This window comes from Cryobacterium arcticum (assembly GCF_001679725.1).
In the GTDB taxonomy this organism is placed as follows: domain Bacteria; phylum Actinomycetota; class Actinomycetes; order Actinomycetales; family Microbacteriaceae; genus Cryobacterium; species Cryobacterium arcticum_A.
Window position 1 is genome coordinate 3,840,183 of the sequence record NZ_CP016282.1, and the last position, 15,446, is coordinate 3,855,628.

Genomic DNA, 15,446 nt, shown 5'->3' on the forward strand with positions numbered 1-15,446 from the left:
GGACGAGACCATGGCCCAGTCATCCGCTTCGAATGCCACGCCCGCAGCGGCTCAGAGCGCCGGCGGTCTCTCCGCCAAGGGGCTCAGCGCCGGTTCGGTGGGCCTGCTCGGCGCCACCGTTATCGGCATCTCCTGCATTGCCCCGGCCTACACGCTCACGGCCTCGCTCGGCCCAACGGTCGCGGCGGTGGGCACCCAGATGCCGGGCATCTTCATGGTCGGGTTCATCCCGATGCTGCTCGTGGCGCTCGGCTACCGTGAGCTCAACAACTCCATGCCGGATGCCGGCACCTCCTTCACCTGGGCGACGCGAGCGTTCGGCCCCTGGCTGGGCTGGATGGGCGGCTGGGGCCTGATCGTGGCCACCGTGGTGGTGCTCTCGAACTTGGCCGGGGTGGCGGTGGACTTCTTCTACCTCATGCTCGCCCAGTTGTTCGGTAACCCGGATCTGGCCGACCTGGCCGCGAACGTGTGGATCAACATCTTCACCTGTCTGGTCTTCATGGTGTTGGCCTGTTATGTCTCCTATCGGGGCATGGAGACCACCAAGATGGTGCAGTACGTGCTCGTGGCGTTCCAACTCCTCGTGCTGATCTGGTTCAGCGTGGCCGCGTTGGTGCACTTCGCCGACGGCACCGCCTTCGACGCGCTCGGCTTCAGCGCCAGCTGGTTCAACCCGTTCCTCACCCCGTCGTTCTCCGCGTTCGCCGCGGGGGTGTCGCTGTCGATCTTCATCTACTGGGGCTGGGACGTGACCCTCACCATGAACGAGGAGACCAAGGACCCGGAGCGCACCCCTGGACGGGCGGCCACCCTCACGGTGGGCATCATCTTCGTGCTGTACATCCTGGTCTCGGTCTCGGCGCTGATGTTCTCCGGCGTCGGAACCGGCGAGCTGGGCCTCGGTAACGAGGACATCCAGGGCAACGTCTTCGCGGCGCTGGCCGGGCCGGTGATGGGCCCGTTCGCGATCCTGATGTCGCTGGCCGTGCTGTCCAGCTCGGCCGCGTCGCTGCAGTCCACCTTTGTGGGGCCGGCGCGCACCATGCTCTCGATGGGCCACTACCGGGCCTTCCCCAAGCGCTTTGCGGCGATCAGCCCGCGGTTCAGGTCGCCGGGCTTCGCCACGGTGATCGCCGGGGTCGTGGCGTGGGTCTTCTACGCGGTGATGCGGGTGCTCAGCACGGATGTGCTCACCGACACCATCCTCACCCTGGGCATCATGATCTGCTTCTACTACGGCGTGACGGCGTTCGCCTGTGTCTGGTTCTTCCGCCGGGAGGTGTTCTCCAGCACCCGGGCGTTCCTGCTCAAGCTGCTTGCGCCGCTCATCGGCGGCATCATCCTGGCCGTGATCTTCGCCACCACCCTGATCGACAGCACCAACCCCGAGTACGGCAGCGGGTCGGAGATCGGCGGCGTCGGCCTGGTCTTCATCCTGGCGATGGTGCTCTTCATCGCCGGCATCGTGCTGATGTTCATCATGCGGGCCGTCGACCCGGCGTTCTTCCAGGGCAAGACCCTCACGAAGGGCACCTCGCGCGACACCTGACACGCCACTCGGGCCCCGCCACATGCGCGACGGGACCCGTGTTCGGTGTCGAATGTTCCGTGTTGACCGGGACCGGCCGGGCTACTTCTCCGACCGGTGCAGAGCGATCAGGCCGGTGGGGAACCGGTCCCGGGCGGAGACGTAGACCACGCCCTTCGCCGCATCCACCGAGACGCCGTAGACCTTGTTGCCGTAGGCGGTCTTCGGGTAGTCCTTGATGGTCGTGAGGTCGGTGCTGGAGAGCACCAGCACACCACTGGCATCGAACGCATCGCTCTGGTGCCCCAGGTAGAGGCGCTTGGCGATCGGGTCGACCGCGACGCTGCGCAGGTCGGGCGCGGCCGACGTCAGCACCTCGGCTTCCACCGTGAACGTAGCCGGGTCGTACACCCGCACGGATGCCGTGGCTCCGGACACGTCGGAGTTGCTGACGTACACCCGCTGGGCGACCGGGTCCCAGGCAATGCCGTGTGAGCGCCAGTTGGCGCCGTCCGTCGTCACCGTCTGGATCAGGGCGCCCGTGCTGGCGTCCATGACGTCGAACCCGGTTCCACGGGTGGTGCCGAAGACCCGCCCGTTGGCGAGGTCGACGTCCAGGCCGCGCACGTTCCCGGAGAACGCGAACGGTCCGCGCACCACACTGTCGTCGCTCAGTTTCACGACGGCCCAGGCGGCACCGTAGGCGACGTAGAGCTCGTCCTTCGCGGTGTCGATGGCCACGTCACGCACTCCCTCGGCGGTGCCGCCCGGGATGAGGTGCGTCGCCACGACGGTGTCGGTGACCGGGTCGATCTCCAGCACCCGCGCCGGGCGCTGCTCGTTGCCCACGAACAGGTGCCCGGTGTCGGGGTCGACGACCGAGCCGACCGGCTTGGTGTCGGCGTCGGGGTTGGCGGCCGCGGAAGCGATCGCGGTGAGGGCGACCGGGGTGTAGTCCAGCCCGGACGGCGCCCCAGGCTCGGTCGGGTCCGTCGGGTCCGTCGGGTCCGTCGGGTCCGTCGGATCGGTGGGATCGGTCGGGTCCGTCGGATCGGTCGGGTCCGTCGGGTCCGTGGGGTCGGTCGGGGTGGCGGCACCGACGCGCTGCGACACCGTGACGGCCACGGCGTCGAGTTCGGAGCCGGGCGGGTTGAGCCGGAAGTCGCGGTTGGACACGAAGACCCGCTGGGTCTCCTCGTCCACCGAGATGCCGTAGCCGTCCTTACCGAAGGCCGGGTCGGCCTTGTCGACCAGCAGTTCGCCGGTCTTCGGGTCGTGCACGCTGAACCCGCCGGACCCGGCACCGGTTCCCGTGTATCCCACGTAGAGCAGCCCGTTGGTCGAGTCCGCGTCGAGTTGACGCGGGCTGGCCCGGCTGGTCTTCTCCCAGAGCGAGACGAAGCCGTTGTCCACGTCGAACGCCTCGATGTTGACCGCGTCCGGCACATCACTGAAGTACACCGTGGAAACGATCCCGTTGGCCGGGTCGGCCGCCACGTAGTACGAGTCGGCCGTGCCGTCGATGACACCGACCGACTCACCGGTCACCGCGTCGAGCACCTCGATACCTCGGGACGGAATCGCCCCATAGACGTAACCGCGCACCGGGTCGACGTCGATCGACCGGTTCGACTCGATGAACGGGAACGGGCCCCGCACGATCTGGCCGAACGTGGCATCCGCGATCGACACCACCACCCAATTGCGGTTCTGTTGCCCCACATAAAGCAACTCGTTCGCGTCGTCGATGCCCAGGTCGCGGATATTCTCCGGCAGGGTCATCTGCCGGGTCACCTCGTCGGTGTCCGCATCCAACTCGAAGATCGTCCGGCCGTTCTGGTCACCCAGATACAGGCGGTCCTTCTCCTGCGAGAACGCCGACCCGGCCGGCAGCTTCGCATTGGTCTTGTTGACCGAGTCGAGGCTGGCGACCTGGGTGAAGTCCAGCGTCTCGTCCAGGACACGCTCGCTGATGGTCACGGCCATCGCGTCCAGTTCGGAGCCGGGCGGGTTGAGCCTGAAGTCGCGGTTGGACACGAAGACCCGCTGGGTCTCCTCGTCCACCGAGATTCCGTAGCCGTCCTTGCCATAGGAGGGATCCGCGAAGTCGCCCAGGAGGGCGCCGGTCTTGGGGTCGTGCACCGAGAAGCCGCCTGAACCCGCGGCCGTGCCGGTGTAACCCACGTAGAGCAGTCCGTTTGTCGAGTCCGCGTCCAGCTGACGCGGGCTGGCCCGGCTGGTCTTCTCCCACAGCGACACGAAGCCGTTGTCCACGTCGAACGCCTCGATGTTGACTGCATCCGGCACATCACTGAAGTACACCGTCGAGACGATCCCGTTGGCCGGGTCCGCCGCCACGTAGTACGAGTCGGCCGTGCCGTCGATGACACCGACCGACTCACCGGTCACCGCGTCGAGCACCTCGATACCTCGGGACGGAATCGCCCCATAGACGTAACCGCGCACCGGGTCGACGTCGATCGACCGGTTCGACTCGATGAACGGGAACGGGCCCCGCACGATCTGGCCGAACGTGGCATCCGCGATCGACACCACCACCCAATTGCGGTTCTGTTGCCCCACATAAAGCAACTCGTTCGCGTCGTCGATGCCCAGGTCGCGGATATTCTCCGGCAGAGTCATCTGCCGGGTCACCTCGTCGGTGTCCGCATCCAACTCGAAGATCGTCCGGCCGTTCTGGTCACCCAGATACAGGCGGTCCTTCTCCTGCGAGAACGCCGACCCGGCCGGCAGCTTCGCATTGGTCTTGTTCACCGAATCGAGTCCGCCGACGACCGTGTAGTCCACGGATGCGACGGGTTCGCCGGGGTCGGTGGGGTCGGTTCCGGGGTCGGGGTTCGGGTTGCAGCCCAGGCACGGCTGACCGGTTCCGGGGTCGATGACCTGCGGAGCGGTGTCGTCGGTGACGGCCTTGCCCGCGTCGTTCTTCACGATGGTGAGCCCGTCGTAGTACTCGCCGTCGGCGGTGCGGGACTCGTACCGCAGTTCGTCGCCGGAGACGTCGATCAGCTGGTAGAGCTCGATTCCACCGCCGAGCTTCTTCAGCGTGGCGCCGTTCTCGGTCCACAGGCGCGGGCCGGCACCGGAGTACATCTTGGAGCCCACGACGGAGACGGCGTAGACCGGACCGTCGTAGTTCAGCTCCGCGTTCCAATCGGCGGGGTTGCCTTCCTCGGCGGCCGAGGTGTTGCCGCGGCCGTAGTTGTGGTCGTGGCCCTGCAGCACGAGGTCCACGTTGTTCGCCTCGAACAACGGCACCCACGCCTCGCGGATGGCGCGGTTGTTGCGTCCCTCGTCGAGGGAGAACACCGGGTGGTGGAAGAAGACCACGGTCCACTTGTTCGGGTTGGTCTCGAGGGTCTCCTTGAGCCACTGCGTCTGCACGGCCAGGGCGGATGCCTCGGTGACGTTGCTGTTCAGGGAGATGAACCGCACGCCCTGGTAGTCGCTGTAGTACACGGTGCCGTCCAGCAGCGCCGAGACCTCCGGCGCCGTCGGGCCGTTGTCGGGGTACTCGAACTGCGCCTGCCACTGGCGGGAGAGTTCCTCGCCGCTGTACTCGTGGTTGCCGGCCGCCGACAGGAAGTTCTGGGTGCCGAAATTGTAGCCGGCCGCGTCGAACACCTCGCCCCACTGGGCGTCGTTGTTGGCGTCGTCGATCAGGTCACCGGCCTGCAGCACGATCTTGGCATCCGGTCGGTCGCGGAAGGCGTTGCGGATGACCCGGGACGCGTCGGACTTGATGCCGTTCTGCACGTCGCCGAGGTAGATGAAGGAGAAGTCCTCCGCGGTTGCGGCGGCGGTGGTGAAGTGCTGCCACTCGCTGAAGTTGGTGCCGTCGCCGACCCGGTACTGGTACTGGGTGGCCTCGCTCAGGCCGGTGAAGTTGACGGTGTGGAAGGACTCCTCCCAGCCCTCCTCCGTGGTGACCTTCTCGGTGTCGGTGGACTTCACCACGGTGTAGTCGATTCGGTACGGCTCGGCCGTGGCCACCCGGATCTGGGCCTGCGCGGTGGTGACGTCGGTGCTGGTGCGCCAGGTCACCGCCTGCGAGGTGGCCAGGTCGGCTGCCGGCGTGAGCACGATCCGGTCGGGGATGCGTGACGGCCCGTGCTGCACGATCGGGGTGACCGTGGCGGCGGATGCGGGTGCGGTAACACCAACGATGGGCGCGAGCAGGGCACCCGCCACGGTCGCCACCGTGAGCGCGGCGATCAGGCCGCGCCTCCGGGTGCGCCGGGAGGACGAATTCGCCATGGGATGACGGCCTTTCCTGGAAGAAGTTGTCGAAGGGTGCGTTCGGGTGGGCGCGGCGGCGGCGGGGCCGGTCATGCCGTGCCGCCCTGGCGGGCGCCGGTGCGGTTGAGGCGACGGCCGAACAGGATGGCGCCGATGCCGAGCAGCAGGGCGATCCCCGCCGCGGCGAGCCACAGGCCCAGTGCGACGACGCCCGTGTTGGCCAGGTCCCGCACGCCGGTGCTCGGGGAACCGAGCGGCAGGACCTTCATGGTCGACTCCGCGGTGACGCCGGATTCCAGGCCGCGCACCACGATGGTGTGCGTGCCGGCCGGGATGCCGGCGGGGATCCGGCCGGTGAAGGCGAAGTTGCCGGAGGCATCCGCGGTGGGGTACCCGAGGGTGACCGGGTCGGAGTGCAGCTGCACCTCGAGGTCTTCGTTGGGCTTGAAGCCCGACCCCTTCAGGCTGATCTGACCGCCTGCCGCCACGCCGGTCGCCGAGAGCTCCAGGTCACCGGGGGTGTAGGTGGGCGTCGGTTGCGGGTTGGTGGTGGGCGATGTGGTCGGTGCCGTTGTGGGCGCCGTTGTGGGCGCCGTCGTTGGCGACGATGTCGGCCCGGCGGTCGGCCCGGCGGTCGGGCCCGTCGTGGGCTCCGTCGTCGGTTCGGTCGTCGGAGCGGTGGTCGGCACAGCCGTCGGCTCGGCCGTGGGCTCGCTGGTCGGTTCGGCCGTCGGCCCGGCGGTCGGCTCGGCCGTGGGCTCGCTGGTCGGCACGGCCGTCGGCTCCGGCGTGGGTGCGGTGGTCGGCTCCGGGGTCGGCGGGGCGGTGGGCTCCGGTGTGGTCGGCGGCGTGGTGGGCGGCGTGGTCGGTTCCGGTGTGGGAACCGCGCCGGGCACGACCGGGGTGGGCCGCTCGGGGGCGTTGACGGTGCTGCGGGCCGAGCCGGGGCCGGAGTCGCGGCCCACGGTGACATCCGTGACGAGCTTGACGCCGTCATCCGTCTTCGTGATCGAGAAGGCGTCAAAGAGCTCGCCGGTCACCATGCGGCTCTCCACGTAGATCTCGTCGTTGGTCACGTCGACGGTCTGGTACATCTGGGTGTCGCGGTTCATGCTGCGCAGGTTGGCGCCGTTGGTGATCCAGTTGTTCGTGGCCAGGTCGTCGGGCACGTACATCTTGGGACCGGCGACGGTCACCATGTAGACCGGGCCGGTCTGGCTGGTCGCCGCGTCGGCTCCGGCGGGCAGGTTCTGCTCGTTGGCGAACAGGTTGCCGCGGCCGTAGGCGTGGTCGTGGCCTTGCAGCACGAGGTCCACGTTGTGCTTCTCGAAGATGGGCAGCCAGGCTTCGCGGATGATCTTGTTGTCGCGGCCGGAGGTGACCGAGAACACCGGCTGGTGGAACGAGATGACACTCCACTTGCCCGGGTTCTCCTCGAGCGCCCTGTCGAGCCATTCGGTCTGGGCGGCCAGGTCGGTGGTGTTGATCTGCGAGCCGTTCAGCGAGATGAAGCGCACACCCTGGTAATCGGTGAAGTAGGTGTTCTCGCTGAAGGTGGCCTGGATCTCGGGGGTCTGCGCGGGGCCGTTCTCGGGGAACTCGAACTGCGCCTTCCAGTACTTGGTCAGCAGCGGACCGGGGTAGTACTCGTGGTTGCCGGGGGTGGCCATCACGTTGAGGTACGCGTTCTCGTAGCCGGCGGCGGAGAACCACTCGCCCCACTCGGCGTCGGCGACATCCGTGTCGATGAGGTCGCCGAGGTGCACGACGGCCTTGGCGTAGGGGCGGGCCTCGAACGCGGCCCGGAAGGTGCGGGAGGCGTAGGACTTGACGTCGTTCTGGGCATCGCCCTGCACGAGGAACGAGAACGGCTGCGGAGTCGTGGACGCCGTGGCGAACTCGAACCACTCGCTCCAGGTGTCGCCGTCGCCGACCCGGTACAGGTAGCTGGTGGCCTCGGCCAGTCCGGTGAGGGTGGCCGTGTGGTACTTGATCGGGTAGCCCAGATCGGTGGCGAACTCGGTGGTGCTCACGGCCGAGATCGTGGTCCAACTCGCCACGGGCCCGTCGGTCATGGCCGCGAGCTGCACCTGGGGTGCGGTGACGTCGGTCGAGGTCCGCCAGGACACGTTCTGGGACGAGGCGGGGGTGGTGGTCGGGGTGAGGATGACCCGGTCCGGCACGGCGGTGGCGGTGTAGATGGTGGCGGGCTTCACGGCCGGCGGCGCCAGGCCGCCCGCCGCGTAGGCGATGCCGCTGCCGAGTGTGGTCAGTGCCAGCGCGGCGATGAGGCCGCCCGCCAGCACGGTGTTGCGCCTTTTCGGTGAGTTCACCATGCGCGTGAGAACGCCATTCATCCGGGTGGATGCCCCTTAGGTCATGAGACGCGTCGCGTCTGGTCGTGGAAACAGGCCAGAGGGCACACGGGCCCTCGGCGAGGCCAACTGTAGGAGGCTGTGCAAACACACAGAAAGTGTCGGATGCGCACGTTCAGGAGCTGTTCATACGGCGACGAAATGTTCGTGGGAGGTCCACCGCGGGGCAAGCCCGGTGCCAGGCGTCGGCTACCGTTCGGGCACCATCCGTTCACCGTCGTCGGTGCAGGCCTGAGTGCACTCTCAGGTCAACGACCCTGATGGACAGCCTCCCGTTGTCTGGCTTTCACCTTCGATTCGTACACTCCAGACAGAAGCCGCCTCCGCGTGCTCCAGGTTCGGGTTGAAAGCGACGTGTGCATGTCTTATTTCGTTGAGCTGGTCGACCACCGGCTGGGCCGGTTACTCACCCCAGCACGTCGCGTGTGGTTGCAGAGCCCGCGCACGCTCCTCCTCGGCTTCCTCGGCCTGCACACGCTCTTCCTCTTTGCCCTGCTGCCCACGATCCTCACCGGTCGGGTGCTCGGCGACCTCCCCCTGTACCGGGTCTGGGCGGAGCAGGCCCTGCGCAACGGGGTCTGGCAGGGCATCGACGTGGAATGGGTCTATCCCATCGGCGCGCTCGTGCCCGTGGTGCTGGCGGATGTCGCCGGCCCGCTGCTCTACCAACTGCTGTGGTTCCTGATGACGATGGCGCTCAACGCCACGGCCGTCGGCATCCTCACCGACTGGGGCCGCAACCGCAATGGGTACAAAGCGGCCTGGTTCTGGCTGGCGTTCAGCCTGGTGCTCAGCCCGGTGGGGCTGCTGCGGTTGGAGGGGCTCAGCGCCCCGCTGGTGATCATGGGGCTGGTTTTACTGGCCCGCCGACCGATGATCGCGGCGGCGCTGCTCACCGTTGCCACCTGGATAAAGGTCTGGCCTGCCGCGGTGTTCCTTGCCGTCGTGGCGGTCAGCCGCCGCCGGATCACCGTGATCGTCACGGGCGCCGCACTCTCGGCGGGTATCGCCGTGGCCGTCTGGGCGGCGGGCGGGCTGCGGTACCTCACGGGATTCGTCACCATGCAGTCCGACCGGGCGCTGCAGCTCGAGGCACCCGTGACGACGCCGTGGGTGTGGCTGGCGGCCATGGGGCAGCACGGCACCACCATCTACCAGAACCATGCCATAGCCACCCGCGAGGTGAGCGGGCCCGGCACGACCCTCGTGGCCGCGCTCATGACACCCGCGATGTTCCTGGTGATGGCGGCCATCTTCGTGCTGCTGCTGCTCGCTCTGCGACGCAGCCGCGACAACGCCCAGCTTGTACTGATGGGCGCACTGGCCCTGGTCAGCACGTTCGTGGTGCTCAACAAGGTGGGCTCTCCGCAATACATGCTCTGGATCGCGCCGGTCGTGGCCGTGGGTGTGGCGCACGACTGGGCCAGGTGGCGGGTTCCGGCTTACCTGATGCTCGGAATCGGTGGGCTGACCACGCTGATCTTCCCCATCTTCTACCTCCCGCTCGTGCACGGTGACGCGGGGGCCCTGCTGCTGCTGACCCTGCGCAACGGGCTGCTCGTAGTGATGCTCGGCTGGTCGGTGCTGGGGCTGTGGCGCACGGCCAGGGCGGGCTCGCCGGCATCCGTGTCGGTGCGGCAGACCGCCTCATCACGCGGCCTGGCGGCCAACTGACACCCCCTCACGCGGGGTGGCCCGGCCGCGCACGGCACAATAGGGGGGTGACTGCTACAACGACCTTCGCCCTCGTCCGCCACGGCCAGACCGATTGGAACGCCGCCGGGCGCATCCAGGGGGCCACGGATGTGCCCCTCAACGACGTGGGCCGGGGCCAGGCGACGGATGCCGTCGCACCGCTCTCCGACTACGCCTGGGACTTCGTCGTGTCGTCGCCGCTGTCGCGCGCGGCCGAGACCGCCGACATCATCGCGACCGATCTGGGCCTCGAGGTCACCCGCCACCTGCCCGGTCTGGTCGAGCGCAACTACGGTCCGGCCGAGGGACTCTCCGCGGGCCCGAAGCTCGACGCTCTGCGGGTGGACGGCAGCTACGGCAGCTTCCGCGGGGCCGAGTCCGAGGTGAGCGTGTCGACCCGCGGGCTCGGCGCTCTCCTGCAGCTGGCCGAGGACTACCCGGGCGCCCGCATCATCGTGGTCTGCCACGGCACCCTGATCCGGCTGAGCCTGTCGGCCGCCCTCGAGGTGGAGATCCCCCCGATCCTGAACGCCGCGATCTCGGTGGTGCAGTTCAGCCCGGAGGCCGGCTGGACCGCGTCGGTGATCAACAACGAGGCCCTCGAAGACGACGCCCTGGACGCCGTCGCCGCCCTCTAGGCCCACACGCTGGTTGAGTCTGCCGAAACCAGGTGACGTGCGTCGAGAAACCGGCTCACCGGGTCTCGACAAGCTCGACCGACGAAATGGGCGCGACCCACACACACCTCACGAGGCCTCGACAAGCTCGACCGACGAGACGGCCGCGACCCACACGCTGGTTGAGCTTGTCGAAACCAGGTGACGTGCGTCGAGAGGTCGGCTCACCGGGTCTCGACAAGCTCGACCGACGAAATGGGCGCGACCCACACACACCTCACCGGGTCTCGACAAGCTCGACCAGCGGGATGGCGCGACCGGCGACGCCAACCGGGTCAGCGGCGGGTGGAGACCGTGACGGTGAACTTCGCGTTGCGGCCCACCTGGTGGGTCTGCCCGACGATGCGGGTGAGCGCCGGGCGGTAGCCGAGGTGCGTGTTCCACACCGTCCAGAGCTCGCCGCCGGGGCGCAGCACCCGGGCGGCATCCTCGAAGAGCTTGAGCGCGATGCCCGCGTGCACCGACGACCCGATGTGGAACGGCGGGTTGAGCACGATCAGCTCGGCCGACGCATCCGGCTGGGCGTTCAGCGCGTCATCGCGCACGACCCGCACCCGGTCGGCGACGCCGTTGGCCCGCATGGTGGCCGTGGCGGATGCGACGGCGGCGGCCGACTGGTCGGTCGCCAGCACCTGCAGGCCGGGACGGCGCAGGGCGAGGGCCGCGGCGAGCACGCCGGTGCCGCAGCCGAGGTCGATCGCGGTGGTCGCATCCGGCTTCATCCGGTCGACGAAGTCGAGCAGGAACCGGGTGCCGATGTCGATGGTGGTGCCGGCGAACGCGGCGCCGTGCGCACAGACGGTGAGGCCGAGGTCTGGGTGCACGACCGACCGCGGCCAGGTCTCCACGGATGCGTCGCCCTGGATCGGCCGGCTGGCCACGAGCACCCGGGACTTCTGCCGGGCCGGGGTCACCGTGAGCTCGCCGAAGTGCCGGCGCAGGACCTCGTTCATGGCCACGGTCATGTGCTTGATGCGAGCGCCGGCCACGAGGGTCACGTCCGGTGCGGCGAAGCGGGCGACGGTACCGGCCAGTTCGTCGAGGGCGGCGAGGCTCCGCGGCAGCTGCAGTAGCACGAGGCGGGCGCCGGTGAGCAGCTCAGCGCCGAGCGGCAGGTGCCGGTATGCCCCGACGATGCCCACAAGTTCGGGCACCGAACCGGCCAGGTCGGCCGCGTTGAGATCGAGCGCCGTCTCCCCGGAGAACGCATCCTGGTACACGCGAATGTCCGCCCCGGCGCTCACCTGGGCGGCGGCGGCGAGCGTCAACGCGCCGTAGTGGTCCTCGAGCACCACCACCTCACCGGGCCCGGCCACGGCCAGCGCCGCGGCGGCCTCGTCGAGGATCAACCGGTCGCCGGCATCGACGGCGAAGAGGTTGGCGGCCTCCACGTCCGGCCGGCGGCGCAGGCTCTCGAACGGAAACTCAGGCATCCGCTCAGAATAGCCGTCCGGCGGCCGGGAACTCGCGCGGCTCGGGGAGGTCGGTGCGGCGTGGGACAATGAGAGACCCCTGTTCACCGAACCGTCACGGACACCGCACCTTATGGCCCACAACCTCAGCGATCTGCAGATCGCGCGCCTCGTCGGGCCACAGGCGTACTCGCGCGGGGTGCGCTACGCCAAGGAGGGCCGGGTCGAGGATCAGGTCTGGCAGCTGGGCGGCAGCCGTCTGCTCGGCACCGTGGGCGGCACGCAGGCGCGCCCCTACGACGTGGTGGTCACCTTCCAGCAGGACGCCAGCGGCACCGTCGTGCGCGCCTCCGGCACCTGCAGCTGTCCGATGGGCATCAACTGCAAACACGTCGTGGCCCTGCTCCTGGCCAGCCGATCCAGCGCCGCCGACCTCGCCCGCGCGCCGCGTGCGGCGGATTCCCAGCGAAGCGTCACGGCCGCGCCCGCGACCTGGCAGAGCGCCCTGGCCCCGCTCACCCGGGCCCCGGAGGCCGAACCCAGCACGGGCACCGCCCTCGCCCTGCAGTTCGAGCTGCTGCCCCCGCCCCGCGCCGCCCGGATCGCCGCCCCCGCCGTGTCGCTGGCCCGCCTGGGCGTGCGCCCGATGGTGCGCGGCAAGAAGGGCAAGTGGATCCGCGGCAACCTCACCTGGGACAACCTCGCCTACTCCCGCGGCATGCTCAACCGCACCCAGCTGCGCGTGCTCACGGCCCTGTTCGAGCTGTACTCCTCCGGCCAGCGCTACCACGTGGTCACCGACCCCTGGCTGCACCTGGACGGCTTCGCCAACCGGGCGCTCTGGGGGTTGCTCGGCGAAGCGCGCGAGGCCGGCATCCCGTTCATCGGCACCACCTCGGCCCAGCACGCCGTGACGGTGTCGACGGAGGCCGCCGAACTCGCCCTCGACATCCGCCGCGACGACGACGGCCTCACCCTCTCCCCCACAGTCTCCCTTGACGGCCGCGTGCTCGACCGGGCCGCGCTCGGCTACATCGGCGACCCGGCGCACGGGCTGTTCACCTGGACAACGCACGGCACCGAGGTGCGCCTCACCGTTGCGCCGCTCGCCCGCCAGCTCGGCCGGGACCTGCGGGTGCTCGCGTCGGCGCACGAACCCATCACCGTGCCGCCTGACGAAGAGAACGTCTTCCTGGCCGACTTCTACCCGTTCCTGCGCGGCCAGCTCACCCTCACCAGCACCGACGAGTCGTTCGACCTGCCCGACACCGCCCGGCCGGTGCTGGCACTGTCGATCAGCGCCCAGGCGGATGCGCGCATCACGCTGCACTGGGACTGGCACTACACGGGCGGCCCCGGCGCCGCCGGCCCGGCCGTCGCGCCCCTGCGTGGACCGGCCACCGAGGACGCCCCGGCCGGCTACCGGGACACCGCCGACGAGGGCCGCATCCTGCATGCCCTGGACGGCATATTTGCCGCGTACCCCGCACACCTGCCGTCGTTGTACGCCGCGAGCCCGGCCGACACCGCCGAAATGCCCGACCCCGCCGGCTCCCCCGGTATCCTCCGCGCCGACTCGACTCTCGACGGCGCGCGCATGATCGAGTTCCTCGACACCGTGCTTCCGGTGCTGGAGCAGGCCGACGACATCCTGGTGCAGTTCGTCGGTGATGCCCCGGAGTACCGGGAGGCCGCCGAGCCGCCCACGCTCACCTTCGCCACCACGGCGCGTGCCGAGAGCCGGGACTGGTTCGACCTGTCGGTACGGGTCACGGTCGACGGCGAAGACGTGCCCTTCGACGAGGTCTTCCGTGCCCTGGCCACCGGGCAGGAGCTGATGATCCTCGCCGACGGCACTTACTTCAGCCTGGACCGGCCCGAATTGCAACAGCTGCGCAACCTCATCGAGGAGGCCCGCGGCCTGCAGGACTCCCCCAACGACTCCCTGCGCATCAACCGCGCCCAGTCCGACCTCTGGGAGGAGCTGCAGGACCTCGGCAGCGCCGAGGCTGAAGCCGCCGCCTGGCGGGACACCCTCGCCGGACTCGCCGAGGGTGCCGAGATCGCGCACCGCGCGCTGCCCGGCGCGGTCAACGCCTCGCTGCGGCCGTACCAGCAGACCGGGTACGACTGGCTCGGCTTCCTCTTCGACACCGGCCTGGGCGGCGTGCTCGCCGACGACATGGGGCTCGGCAAGACCCTGCAGGCCATCGCCCTCATCGTCGACGCCCGGGAACGCCAGACCGACCGCAAACCGTTCCTCGTCGTGGCGCCCACCAGCGTTGTGCACAACTGGGCCACCGAGTGTGCCCGGTTCGCGCCCGGCCTCAACGTGGCGGCCATCACCGAGACCACGGCCAAACGGGGCGCCTCCCTCTCGCACGCCGTGGCCACGGCGGATGTCGTGATCACCTCGTACACGCTGTTCCGGCTCGACTTCGACGAGTACGACGCCGTGAGCTGGGCCGGGCTGCTGCTCGACGAGGCCCAGTTCGTGAAGAACCACAAGTCCCGCGCGCACCACTGCGCCAAGCGGTTGCAGGCCCCGTTCAAGCTCGCGATCACCGGCACGCCGCTGGAGAACAACCTGATGGAACTGTGGTCGCTGCTCTCGATCACCGCCCCGGGCCTGTTCCCCAGCGCCGCCCGGTTCGCCGAGTACTACCAGCGGCCCATCGAGACCCAGGCCGACGGCGACCGGCTCAGCCAGCTGCGCCGGCGCATCCGCCCGTTCATGCTGCGCCGCACCAAAGACCAGGTGGCCAGCGACCTGCCGGCCAAGCAGGAACAGGTGCTGCAGCTCGAACTGCACCCGCGGCACCGGCGGGTCTACCAGACCCACCTGCAGCGGGAGCGCCAGAAGGTGCTCGGCCTGCTCGGCGACCTCAACCAGAACCGGTTCGAGATCTTCCGGTCGATCACCATGCTGCGCCAGCTCAGCCTGGATGCCTCGCTCTACGACGACAAATACGCCGACATCCCCTCGAGCAAGCTGGATGTGCTCATGGAGCTTCTCGAAGACGTGGTCGCCGAGGGGCACCGTACCCTGATCTTCAGCCAGTTCACCGGCTACCTCGCCAAGGTGCGCGCCCGCCTCGACGGCGCCGGGGTGAGCTACTCCTACCTCGACGGGCGCACCCGCAACCGGGCGGCGGCCATCGACGGGTTCAAGAACGGCGACACCTCGGTGTTCCTGATCAGCCTCAAGGCCGGCGGGTTCGGCCTCAACCTCACCGAGGCCGACTACTGCATCCTGCTAGACCCCTGGTGGAACCCGGCCGCGGAGGCGCAGGCCGTGGACCGCGCGCACCGGATCGGGCAGACCAAGAACGTCATGGTGTACCGGCTGGTGGCCACCGACACCATCGAGGAGAAGGTGATGGCGCTCAAGGCCGTCAAGGCCAAACTCTTCGACAACGTGATGACCGACGGCGGCGGTGCCCAGGGCGCCGGCCAGGGGCTCACGGCGTCCGATATCCGCGAACTGCTCGAGTAA

At 69.0% G+C, this 15,446-nt stretch carries 7 protein-coding genes; 4 read left to right on the top strand and 3 right to left on the bottom strand.

Annotated elements, in window-relative coordinates; translation table 11 throughout:
• The first annotated feature begins 10 nt into the window (after positions 1 to 10).
• Entirely contained in the window at positions 11 to 1,552 is a 1,542-nt protein-coding gene (locus tag PA27867_RS17485; protein ID WP_066598333.1) for an APC family permease, read from the top strand.
• A gap of 81 nt (positions 1,553 to 1,633) precedes the next feature.
• Here the strand turns inward: PA27867_RS17485 and PA27867_RS17490 are convergent, their stop codons facing one another.
• Positions 1,634 to 5,809, bottom strand: a complete 4,176-nt coding sequence (locus PA27867_RS17490; RefSeq protein ID WP_066598334.1) for a metallophosphoesterase — start codon at positions 5,807 to 5,809, stop codon at positions 1,634 to 1,636.
• Positions 5,810 to 5,880: 71 nt separating this feature from the next.
• Positions 5,881 to 8,148, bottom strand: a complete 2,268-nt coding sequence (locus tag PA27867_RS17495) for a fibronectin type III domain-containing protein (RefSeq protein WP_084021289.1) — start codon at positions 8,146 to 8,148, stop codon at positions 5,881 to 5,883.
• Between the two features lie 378 nt (positions 8,149 to 8,526).
• Here PA27867_RS17495 and PA27867_RS17500 point away from each other — a divergent pair, with 378 nt between their 5' ends.
• Both PA27867_RS17500 and PA27867_RS17505 read left to right on the top strand, forming a co-directional pair.
• Entirely contained in the window at positions 8,527 to 9,840 is a 1,314-nt protein-coding gene (locus PA27867_RS17500; RefSeq protein ID WP_066598336.1) for a glycosyltransferase 87 family protein, read from the top strand.
• A 47-nt stretch (positions 9,841 to 9,887) separates the two neighbouring features.
• On the top strand, positions 9,888 to 10,499 hold the full coding sequence (locus PA27867_RS17505) for a histidine phosphatase family protein (RefSeq protein ID WP_066598337.1): 612 nt from the start codon (positions 9,888 to 9,890) through the stop codon (positions 10,497 to 10,499).
• Between the two features lie 314 nt (positions 10,500 to 10,813).
• Here PA27867_RS17505 and PA27867_RS17510 read toward each other — a convergent pair whose 3' ends face one another.
• Complete coding sequence (locus PA27867_RS17510) at positions 10,814 to 11,971, bottom strand: class I SAM-dependent methyltransferase (RefSeq protein ID WP_066598338.1); 1,158 nt, start codon at positions 11,969 to 11,971, stop codon at positions 10,814 to 10,816.
• Between the two features lie 112 nt (positions 11,972 to 12,083).
• On the opposite strand from PA27867_RS17510, the gene PA27867_RS17515 reads away from it, so the two are divergent.
• Positions 12,084 to 15,446, top strand: a complete 3,363-nt coding sequence (locus PA27867_RS17515) for a DEAD/DEAH box helicase (RefSeq protein WP_066598339.1) — start codon at positions 12,084 to 12,086, stop codon at positions 15,444 to 15,446.

What these genes read in the sequence shown, in the direction of transcription:
- PA27867_RS17485 (WP_066598333.1), top strand. Translation starts at nt 11, where the DNA reads ATGGCCCAGTCATCCGCTTCGAATGCCACGCCCGCAGCGGCTCAGAGC.
- PA27867_RS17490 (WP_066598334.1), bottom strand. Translation starts at nt 5,809, where the DNA reads ATGGCGAATTCGTCCTCCCGGCGCACCCGGAGGCGCGGCCTGATCGCC.
- PA27867_RS17495 (WP_084021289.1), bottom strand. Translation starts at nt 8,148, where the DNA reads ATGAATGGCGTTCTCACGCGCATGGTGAACTCACCGAAAAGGCGCAAC.
- PA27867_RS17500 (WP_066598336.1), top strand. Translation starts at nt 8,527, where the DNA reads ATGTCTTATTTCGTTGAGCTGGTCGACCACCGGCTGGGCCGGTTACTC.
- PA27867_RS17510 (WP_066598338.1), bottom strand. Translation starts at nt 11,971, where the DNA reads ATGCCTGAGTTTCCGTTCGAGAGCCTGCGCCGCCGGCCGGACGTGGAG.
- PA27867_RS17515 (WP_066598339.1), top strand. Translation starts at nt 12,084, where the DNA reads ATGGCCCACAACCTCAGCGATCTGCAGATCGCGCGCCTCGTCGGGCCA.